This is a genomic window from uncultured Roseovarius sp. (assembly GCF_913054395.1).
In the GTDB taxonomy this organism is placed as follows: domain Bacteria; phylum Pseudomonadota; class Alphaproteobacteria; order Rhodobacterales; family Rhodobacteraceae; genus Roseovarius.
In genome coordinates this window covers 1-10,220 of the sequence record NZ_CAJXIP010000118.1, presented here as the reverse complement: position 1 = coordinate 10,220, position 10,220 = coordinate 1, and the positions used below count along the sequence as shown (strand labels likewise).

Below are 10,220 nucleotides of genomic sequence, written 5' to 3'. Positions count from 1 at the left end.
CGCCCTGGGCGATGCCGAAGGTAAAGACGCAGGCCTCAAAAGCATTCGGCACGCCGGGCATCGGGCCAATCAGCGGCAGACCATCGGGCGCATAGGGGATCGGGCCGTTGATCACCTTGTTGACACCGCCGGTGCCCAGCAGGGGCACACGCGCCATTGCATCCTCGATATACCATTCGAGCCGCTCAAGATCATCGGGATATAGCTGAAAGCTGAAATCCTCGGGCATCGGATCATTTGGCTGTACCCAATGCGCCTTGCAGTTGCGCTCGTACGGGCCAAGGTTCAGGCCGTATTTCTCCTGGCGCAGGTAGTAAGAGCTATCGACGTCGCGCAACAGCGGCAGCTTATGCCCCTGCTCCCGGCTCCAGGCCTCGAGTTCGGGGATTTCATCGGTCAGCATGTATTGATGGCTCATGACCATCATCGGCACGGTGCGCCCGCCATAGGGCTTGAACCACTCACCAACGCGCTGCGCATAGTACCCGGCCGCATTGACCACGTATTCGCAGCGGATTTCGCCCTTTTCGGTCTCGACCACCCATTCGCCACTCTCGCGCCGCACCCCCGTAGCCGGCGTAAAGCGCAGGATCTGCGCGCCCATGTCACGCGCCCCCTTGGCCAGTGCCTGCGTCAGTTGCGCGGGGTCGATATCGCCATCGTTCGGGTCATACAGGGCGCCCTGCAAATCATGGGTCTCGATAAAGGGATAGCGCGCCTTGATCTCGTCGGCCGCCATGATTTCAAGGTCCATGCCCTGATAAAGACCCATGCCCTTGGCGCGTTCGAATTCCTGCATCCGCTCCCTTGAATGGCCAAGGCGGATCGACCCGGTCTGATGGTAATTCATCGGATAGTCGACCTCTGCGCCAAGGCGCACATAAAGCTCGGTCGAATAGCGCTGCATGTTCATCACCGACCAGCTTGTGGAAAAGGTCGGCACATTGCCCGCCGCATGCCAGGTGCTGCCGGCCGTCAGCTCGTTCTTTTCCAACAGAACGCAATCGGTCCAGCCAGCCTTTGCCAGATGATAGAGCCCCGAGGTGCCCACCGCACCGCCGCCAATGATGACGACCCGTGCCGTCGCCGGAAAATCCGCCATTTGCCTCACTCCCTCTTAGTCCTTTTGCGGCACGCCGTCCGCGATGTCGTAATAATCGCCCCTGTCGGCGACGAAGATGTGCTTTTCGAGCCTGATCCCGGTGGGGCCGTCCAGCGCACCAAGAGCAAAACTGATGGTGTCTTCGTCATGTGCCTTCCAGAACAGGAACGATCCGCAGTCGGGGCAAAAGCCGCGTTTGGCGGTCTTGCTGGCCTCGCACCATTTGACCGGGCCGGTGATCTCAACCTCGGTCTCGGGTGCATAGGCCGAGGCCCAGAGATGCCCCGATTGCTTGCGGCATTGCCCGCAGTGACAGACAGAAGCGCCTTTTGGCTCGGCAGTGACGGAAAAGCTCACAGCCCCGCACAGGCATGATCCTTGATGCATCTACCCTCTCCCCGGTGTGGCGGCACTTCCAAGAAGGACGCCGTAGATGATGAAACAGGCCGCAAGCGCGCGCCGCAGCCAGACGTTGAACACGGCGCCAAGCGCGGCCCGGCCGATCCCGGCGCCAAGGGCGGTGTAGGTGACATAACTCAGGCAGGTCAGCGTCAGAGCGGTTGGAAAGATCACCCACATCTGGCTTGCAATCGGCACATCGGTCTGGACGAACTGACTAAAGGCGGCAAGATATCCGGCAACCGATTTGGGGTTGATCGTGGCAATCGCGAAGGCGCGCCAATAGACCGACCCACCGGGGCGCTCATCGGTCCTGACAGGCCGGCCCGCCATGATCCAGCCGCGCAACCCGAGATAGACAAGCACCCCCGCCCCCGCCAGTTTGGCCAGGTGAAATGCCTCGGGCGAGGCCACGATAAGCGCCGTGATCCCCGCCGCCGAGAGCGACAGGAACAACACCGCCTGCGTCAGGATCGCCAGCACCCCCCAAAGGCTCTGGCGAAACCCGATGGTCATGCCGTTGGTAATGCAGTTCACCGCATTCGGCCCCGGCGTGGTGACGAAAACCACCCAGAACAGCGCAAAAACGGTCCAGCTTTCCCAGTTCACCCCAGCCCCCTCAATACACCGGCGGGGCGATGACCCAGATCGCCACAACCGGTTCATCATATGGATTGGCCCAGGCATAGGACTCGCCGCGAAACCGGAAACTGTCACCGGGGCCAACGGTGAACCGCCGCTCGGCGATCTCAAGCTCAAGCCGCCCCGAAATAATATAGCCCACCTCCTGCGTCGGGCGCTGCGCCGGGGTCTGCATCTTCGAGTGTGGCCTGAACGTCGAGTGAATCACCTCGAAATCATCGGTCAGGTCGGGCGACAAAAGCTCTTCGATCAACCCCTCTTCGCCCGATCCCATCGGGCGCCGCGCCCCCGCGCGCACCACATATCCCTGTTCTTCGACCGGCGCGCTCGCATGACCAAAGAGTAGCGACATCGGCACGCCAAGCGCCTCTGCTATCTGGCGCAGGTCGCTGATCGAGGGCTCTGAAAGGTCGCGCTCCACCTGGCTGAGCCAGCCGACCGAACGGCCCAGCATCTCGGCCAGGTCGTTGGCGCTGACCTGCTGGTTGGCCGTCAGCATCGACACGATCCGCTGGTGGCGCTCCTTTGCCCACATCACTCAGCCCCCTTCGCCATGGTGCGCCGTCCCATCAGCGCCAGCGTGGCCTTCATAGAGAGTACCGCCGCGCAGACAACCGCCATGACGCAGGTGGAAAACGCCGCCGCCTGCGAGGTCAGCCCGGCATCGTCCAGCCGCATGATGGTCACGGCGGCGACACTCAGGTCCGGTGTGGTCAGGAACACCACCGCCGACAGAGTCACCATGGACCGCATGAAGAGGAAGAAGAAGACCGATACCAGCATCGGCGCGATGAATGGCGCGACGATGTCCCGCGCGGTGCGGCCAAGTCCGGCGCCAAGGCTTCCGGCGGCCTCTTCCAGCGCCTCGGGCAGTTGCCGAAAGCCGGTCATCACCGTCAGGAAAGCCTGCGTATGGTAGTGGTAGAAGTTGACGATGGCGATCAGCGCGGCAGTTCCGTAAAGCAGGTACAGCGGCGTTGCCGTGGAATTGAATGTCAGGATATAGGCCAGTCCAAGCACCATGCCCGGCACGGCGGCGGGCATCGCGGCAAGGATCTGGATCGGCTGCGCGATGGCCTGGGGAAGGCGGCGCAGCCCCAGCCCCAACAGGAACACCGCCACTGTCCCGCCCGCCGCCGCCGCCAGCGAAATGACGATCGTCATCCACAGCGACGAATACCCGCCCGCCAGGGTGATGTCGTAATGCTTGGGGGAGAGGGTCATGTTATAGGGCCACAGCGTGACAAAGCTGGCGTAGACCACGATCCCGATCACCGAGAGGATGCCCGCGCAGATCAACAGCGACAGGGCCGCCATGCTCAGGTCGCGCAGCGCTGCAAACTCTGGACGGTAGGCCACCTGTCCGGTGGTCTGGCCCGCCTGCTGGCGCTTCATGGCCTGCCGTTCGATGCTGTAGGAAATGACGGTGGGCAGCAGCAGCATGATGCCGACCACGGCACCCATGTTGAAGTTTCGCTGGCCGACGACCTGGCTGTAGATCTCTGTCGCCAGCACCGAATAATCGCCTCCGATCACCGCCGCGTTGCCGAAATCGGTGATGGTGATGGTAAAGCACACGAAGGCCGCATTCAGGATGCCGAAGCGCGCGGCGGGAATGGTCAGGTCCCGGAACTGCCGCCAGGGCGGCGCGCCCATCACCTCGGCGGCCTCGTAGGTGCGCGCGTCCAGCAGGATCAGCGCCGCGCCGATGATCATCACGGCCTGTGGAAGAGCATAGAGCGTGTTGGCAATCAGCAGGCCCCAGAAGCCGTAGATCTCTATCTCGATCCCAAGCGCGCGGCTGATGATGCCGTTGCGCCCCAAGAGGAAGATCAGCCCGAGCGCCTGCACCAGTGACGGCGCCAGCAGCGGCAACACGATCACGCTTCGGATCAGCCACTTGCCGGGGAAGGCACAGCGATACAGGCCATGCGCGATGATGAAGCCGAGAAAAACGCTTAGTGCCGTGGTCGCCCCCCCCATGACCAGCGAATGACGCGTGGCCCGCCAGAAACCGGATGACCCGAGCACTTCGGCATAGTTTCCAAGCCCATAGCTTCCGTCTACCGTGATGGAGCGCAGGAACACGATCGCCATCGGGTAGGCGAAGAACAGGATCAGCCCGATCAGCGGCAGCCCGACACAGGCGAGCGTCAAGAGGCGGTCCGCGTCGAACCGGCGGCGGGCCGGGTGGCGTGTTGTGTGCCCTGCGACACTCATGCCGGGGCTGTCTCGGGCCGCGCTGCGTCGTCGATGACCCAGGTGCAGGCCTGCGGCTCGATGCTCAGGTTTACGCGGTCGCCTGCGCGGCAGGCATTCCCGCCGTGCGTTTCGACCAGCAGAGGCCCGGCCGGGCTGTCCACTTCCAGCCGCCGCAGGTTGCCCAGAAAGCTGATGCTGCGCACGGTGGCCGTGCCGTCTTTGGCCGGGGTCACGCCGATCTGTTCGGGCCGGATGCAGGCGAGGTATGGCTCATCAGAAGAGGGCCGGGTCGTCAGCAGGTCGGGAAAGTGCCGCTCGATCTCGCTGGCCGGGAGCAGATTGCTGATCCCCATGAATTCCGCGACGAAGCGCGTGGCGGGGCGATGATAGAGGTCCTCTGGCGTGCCGGCTTGTACAACGACGCCGTGGTTCATGCAGATGATCTTGTCTGCAAGTGCCAGCGCCTCTTCCTGATCGTGTGTCACCATCAGCGTCGGGATCCCAAGCGAGCGCTGCACCTGCCGGATCTCGTCGCGCAGGGTGGCGCGGACCTTGGCATCCAGGGCCGAAAGCGGTTCATCCAGCAGCAAAACCCGAGGGTCGACGGCAATCGCCCGCGCCAGTGCGATCCTCTGCTGTTGTCCGCCGGACAGCTGACCGGGCAGATTGTCGGCCACCTGCGGCAGTTTCACCAGCGCCAGCAGTTCCTTCACCCGCGTTGCGACTTCATCTTTCGGCGCGCCGCGTATCTTCAGCCCGTAGCCGATGTTCTCGGCCACTGTCATGTTCGGAAACAGCGAATAAGACTGGAACACGATACCAAAGCCGCGCTTGCGCGTCGGCAAGTCAGACAGTGTCGCCCCCTCAAGCGTGATTTCTCCGCCGTCCAGATCGGTCAGCCCGGCGATCAGCCGAAGCAGCGTCGTCTTTCCGCATCCTGACGGGCCGAGCAGGCAAACGAATTCGCCCTTCTCGATTTCGATCGACACGCGATCGAGCGCGGTAAAGGTCCCGTAGGTTTTGGTGGCGTCCCGGACGGTCAGATACATGGGGGTCTTGCTTTCCTTGGCGCTTGCACGGCCGGCGGACGGCTCGCGAAGTATCGGGGCGACCGGGGCCGCCCCGCATTCCGGCTCAGCGGCCGAACTTTTCTTTCCACTGTGCCTTCACGGCGGTCTGATCGGTCGCGGCCCTGACGAAATCCACCTTCGCCAGAACTGTCGAGATGTCGGCGGGCAGGCCTGCTGCTTCTGCGGCCTTGGAGGCATCGACCCCCGGCACCGTGATCAGGGCCTTGTAGGTCTGGTAGAGGCCGATTGCTTCATCCGACATCGTCCAGTCAAGGAAGGCCTTTGCCGCCTCTTTGTTGTCCGAGCTTGCCATCAGGCCGGAGGCCTCCAGTTCATAGCCCACGCCGCCTTCGGGAAAGACCATTGCCAGCGGATAGCCTTCCTCGATCGACTGCATCGCGGTGAAGGCCAGCGATATCCCGACGGTGTATTCACCCACGCGAGCCGACTTGCACGGCTTGGAACCGGACGACGTGTATTGCGCCATATTTGGATCGACGGCTTCGAGTTGCGCCCAGCCGGCCTCTGTGCCCATGCTTTGCAGCACGGCGTTCACATGCAGATAGCCGGTGCCGGACGAGTTCGGATCGGGCATCAATATCTCGTCCTTGAAGGCCGGATTTTCCAGGTCGGCCCAGCTCGTCGGCATCGGCAGGCCCTTTTCCTCCAGCCGCGCGGTGTTCACACAGAAGGCGCCCATGTAACCGATAGGCGCGAACCACTTGCCATCTGCGCCCCGGAACGTGTCGGGCAGAACGTCGACGCCCTTGGCCGAGTAGGGCTCTAGCATCTCGAGGATCTGCGGGTCCATCATTGCACTGACGGCCCAGCCCCAGATCACGTCGGCTTGCGGGTTGCCGGCCTCGGCCAGCAGCCGCGCGCCAAGCTTGCCCGTGGACAGGCGCAGCACGTTGATCTCGGTGTCAGGCATCGCCGCCTGCGCGGCCTCGACGTAGGCCGCAATCTCTTCTTCTTCCAGCGCGGTGTATACCGTCAGTTCATCGGCAAGCGCCGGTGCCGCGAGGCCGAGGGTTGCCATCGACAGCGCGGTCGTCTGAATCCAGGTTTTCATCGTCATCTCCTTGTTGGTCTACATCTGTTGGCCCGGACCTGTATCCGGAAAGCTGCGGGCCCTTGATAGACCCGTTCTGGTTGCCCTGACCGATTTTCGAGTCTGGGGTTATTTGTGTAGTCTTGCGCTTTTGTGGCATTTGTCTACAATTAATTTTCAAAGCGGATGTTCACAGCCCGCCGGATCCCGCATTTGAGGAAATTCTATGCAGACTTTCACGACCCTCCCCGAAACGGACCGGCACGCACAGTTCGCGGACACTCTGGCCGATACGACAGATGCGATGGCAATGACCTATTTCCGCAAACCTCTGGACATCGAATCCAAGGCTGACGCCTCTCCTGTCACGCAGGCCGACCGTGCCATCGAAGCGGAGATGCGGCGCCAGATTACGCTGGCTTTTCCGTCGCACGGCATTCTCGGCGAGGAACAGGAGGGTGCGCGGCTGGAGGCCTCGCACATCTGGGTCATTGATCCGATCGACGGCACCAAAAGCTTTCTGTCCGGCATGCCCACCTTCGGCACGCTGATCGCCTGTTTGTCCGATGGCACGCCTGACCTCGGGGTGATCTCGATCCCGCCCACCAGGGAGCGCTGGACCGGTCAGCGCGGCAAGCCCTCGCTGCTGAACGGCACCCCTTGCCGGACCAGCGGGAAGGAGCATCTTGCCGATGCAATCCTCTATACGACCAGCCCCGACAGCTTTGATCCTGCGGGGCTGGCGCAATATGAAACGCTCTCGGAAAAGGTCGCCATGCGGCGTTTTGGCGGCGACTGCTATGCCTATGGTTTGCTGGCCTCCGGTCATGTCGACCTGTTGTTCGAGATGAACCTGCACCCCTACGATTACATGGCTCTCGTCCCGGTGATCGAAGGGGCGGGCGGTGTCATCACCGACTGGGCGGGCCAGCCATTGACGCTGACGTCCGATGGTAACGTCATCGCCGCAGCCAGCGCCGCCCTGCACGCAGAGGCGCTGGCCGCACTGGCAGCAGACTGAGGCGCGCATTTTGGACGCAAGGCGCGCGCGCTCAAAGGCGGAGGCGGGAATAGCGCTGGTTCAGCTCGTCGACACTGAAGGACCCAAGCAAAGCTTCTTCTGAGTAGCCGAGACGTTGGGCAAGGTTCAGCACCGCATGAACCAGTTGCGGATCCGGTTCGCTGATTTTGAACGGCAGCTTCTTCTGGACCCTATCCACGGGCGCGGAAACCAGATCGAGTTCTGCTTTTCCCAAGAGCCCGCCAAGCAATGCCGGAAGCGCGGGTTCGCTGGCCTTGTACAGGTCTTCGAAGTGGAACAGGCCCAGAAACCCATCCCGACCATGCTGTTCCAGCATGAATTGGTTCAACTCCAGCCAGTGAAACAGGTTCCGTTCAAAAGGACTGAATTCGGAACCGTTTGCCGCAATATCCGCATGGTAAACAGTCGCATCACTTACATCGATCATGGCGATGCGTTGAAATCGGTTTCCCCGCCGAATCCCATCAGCAAAAAGACCGTGGGTGGTGAGCGACGCCGCCACTTCAAAAGGGTTGCGCACCAGGTGGGCGAATTTGAAGTCGCTTCCAAAACGATCGGCGATGTAGGGCAGCCAGGCATAGGCTGGCCAGCCGACCTCCAGATAGGGGGTGCCGCTTGCCAAAGCATCCTCGATCTCGATGAACTTTCGTTGCAAGGGGATATTTCCGCCCAGAGCAGCAGCGAATTTTCTTGGTCGCCGAAAAACCCTTCTGGAGAAATAATTTGGGCCAAGTCCCTCATGTTGGACGATCGCGTCGGGATGAGCATTGGCGGCAATGGCCGCGATGTTCTGCGTCGATGTTCGCCCGGTGGACAAAATGAAACTTACATTCGCCAATTTAGTCCAGCCATGGTCATGAGTTGCAGGCAACTCTTGTTCAATGAAGGCGAGAATGCAGCAGCGCGCATTGCTTTTCAAGCGCATAGGACAGGTGCAGGCGTTGCCGGTGTCCTAAGGCCGGTTTTGCAAAGCAAGGATCACGTGCGCTCATTTGCCAACCAAGCCTTCAATGGCGAATATGTTGCCGATGCGATCGTCGAAGCGGTTGACCCGATGGCACGGGCACCGTCTATTGCGACGAGGCGGTCTGGAAGTGAACAAAAGAGCAAATGGGCAAGAGCAACGCTACCCTTTTCGTTATTCGGGCGCAGAGATTTGATGCATTGGCGCGTATCCTGGCCGAACGCCTCAGTGGCGCCGGAGAAGCGGTTGCAGTGGTTGTTGATGAACGGCGCGGGCTGTCTGATTGTGCCCCATATCGCAAGATATCGCTTGGCGAAGCGGCGCTGGCTGATATTGGCCTGACGGGTTTGCCGGATGATTGGGGATGGTTTTGCGGAGATCTCTGTTATTATCTGGCGGCGGACAGATTTCCGGACTTTGCCAGATATTGCCTCATCGAATCTGACGTGTACCTGCCCATCAATGGGGTCGACCCCTTTGTTGCGGCGATGAACGGCCATCCCTCCGAGGCAATCGCAGCGCAACTGGGGCCGACGGACAGGCCGAGGGAATTTTTCCGCGACTTGACCAAACTGGGCCTTGATCCTGCTTGGGGATGCATTTTTCCGGTTTGCCGCATTTCCGCAAATGTCCTCTTGGCCATGAAGGATTTGCGCCGCGAGACCTTGGAAAAACTTCCGAACGCACGGTTGAATGACGAGGCTATGCTTGCGGGCGCAATTCAGCGCGGAGGCTTTACGTTTGCCTCACTCGAGAGTGTGTTGCCCCATCAGGTTGACCGAAGCAGTTTTGAACCCACCCCGCCGCATCTCTATGAGGCGATAGCGGCAAATGCCGCAGAGGTCCGGTTGTTCCATCCGGTCGTTACATTTGACACCGCCATGGAACGGATTGCCACGGGCGCAAAAAACTACTCGTTACGCAGGCTGAGAAATGTACTGGACGCCGCCCCTGATCCGATGAAGCAAAGATTGACCGAAGCGGTCCGCCAGAGCAGAAAAGCCGGCAAAGGCGCAAAAAAGGAAACACTTTCAATGAATGCGCTTTTCACCGCGTTGAACATCGGCTCTCCTGTCCGTATTCTTGATGTTGGGGCTAACCCGTTGATAGAAGGCGAGGTTTCTTACCAAAGGTTGCTGGATCAAGGCCATGCCGAGGTCGTGGGATTCGAGCCGCAGCAAGAGGCGCTGGCGGCGTTGAATGCGCGGAAGTCTGAAAGAGAGCACTACCTGCCATTTGCGCTTGGCGACGGGGCAGAGCACGTGTTCCATTCATTCAGGTCCCCCGGTTTCAATTCACTTTATGCCGGCGACCCTGCAAGTGCCGCGTACCTCGGTTTTGGGCGTTCCATGGCCGAGGTTGGTTCTGAAATGATGAAAACAGACAGGCTTGATGACCTGGAGGCGGTGCCGCAAGTGGATTTTCTGAAGATCGACGTGCAGGGGAGTGAAACGACAATTCTAGAGAATGGCCGGTCCAAGCTGTCTGAGGCATCGGTCGTGCAGACCGAAGTGCGGATGTTTCCGATTTACAAGGACGAACCGCGTTATGGCGACCTGCAAGCGGAACTGGCCCGGCAAGGCTTTGAATTTCTGCGCTTCGTCAGTCTGAAGCATGCCTGTTTGGCCCGAAGTTTCCAGAAGCGATTGAAAAGACACAGTTTTGCGCAAGCGATTGATGGCGACGCATTTTTGGTTAATGCCTTTGTCGGTGTACCCAATACCAGCTTGAGTGAAAACGGCCAGTGG

Annotated in this window: 10 protein-coding genes; 2 read left to right on the top strand and 8 right to left on the bottom strand. The window is 60.7% G+C overall.

Annotated elements, in window-relative coordinates; genetic code table 11:
• The 7 genes from QZ522_RS14450 to QZ522_RS14420 form a co-directional block, all read right to left on the bottom strand.
• Positions 1-1,102: FAD-binding oxidoreductase (locus QZ522_RS14450; RefSeq protein ID WP_294612978.1), on the bottom strand; the 1,102-nt coding region annotated here is incomplete at its 3' end.
• 15 nt (positions 1,103-1,117) lie between these two features.
• Positions 1,118-1,489, bottom strand: coding sequence for a GFA family protein (locus QZ522_RS14445; protein WP_294612975.1), 372 nt, complete (start codon positions 1,487-1,489; stop codon positions 1,118-1,120).
• Positions 1,490-2,110, bottom strand: a complete 621-nt coding sequence (locus QZ522_RS14440; protein ID WP_294612972.1) for a LysE family translocator — start codon at positions 2,108-2,110, stop codon at positions 1,490-1,492. It lies immediately after the preceding gene.
• Between the two features lie 10 nt (positions 2,111-2,120).
• Positions 2,121-2,642, bottom strand: coding sequence for an XRE family transcriptional regulator (locus tag QZ522_RS14435; RefSeq protein WP_294612981.1), 522 nt, complete (start codon positions 2,640-2,642; stop codon positions 2,121-2,123).
• Between the two features lie 35 nt (positions 2,643-2,677).
• Positions 2,678-4,363: an ABC transporter permease subunit gene (locus tag QZ522_RS14430; RefSeq protein WP_294612970.1), complete on the bottom strand. Its 1,686-nt coding sequence runs from the start codon at positions 4,361-4,363 to the stop codon at positions 2,678-2,680.
• A complete protein-coding gene (locus QZ522_RS14425) occupies positions 4,360-5,394 on the bottom strand; it encodes an ABC transporter ATP-binding protein (protein ID WP_294612968.1) in 1,035 nt (344 codons plus the stop codon). The genes QZ522_RS14430 and QZ522_RS14425 overlap by 4 nt, the downstream gene beginning before the upstream one ends.
• 85 nt (positions 5,395-5,479) lie before the next feature.
• A complete protein-coding gene (locus tag QZ522_RS14420) occupies positions 5,480-6,487 on the bottom strand; it encodes an ABC transporter substrate-binding protein (RefSeq protein WP_294612967.1) in 1,008 nt (335 codons plus the stop codon).
• 205 nt (positions 6,488-6,692) lie between these two features.
• Between QZ522_RS14420 and hisN the strand changes: the two genes are divergently transcribed.
• Positions 6,693-7,487: a histidinol-phosphatase gene (hisN, locus tag QZ522_RS14415; protein ID WP_294612966.1), complete on the top strand. Its 795-nt coding sequence runs from the start codon at positions 6,693-6,695 to the stop codon at positions 7,485-7,487.
• 31 nt (positions 7,488-7,518) lie between these two features.
• Here the strand turns inward: hisN and QZ522_RS14410 are convergent, their stop codons facing one another.
• Positions 7,519-8,433, bottom strand: coding sequence for a hypothetical protein (locus tag QZ522_RS14410; RefSeq protein ID WP_294612964.1), 915 nt, complete (start codon positions 8,431-8,433; stop codon positions 7,519-7,521).
• Between the two features lie 185 nt (positions 8,434-8,618).
• On the opposite strand from QZ522_RS14410, the gene QZ522_RS14405 reads away from it, so the two are divergent.
• Positions 8,619-10,220: FkbM family methyltransferase (locus QZ522_RS14405; RefSeq protein WP_294612962.1), on the top strand; the 1,602-nt coding region annotated here is incomplete at its 3' end.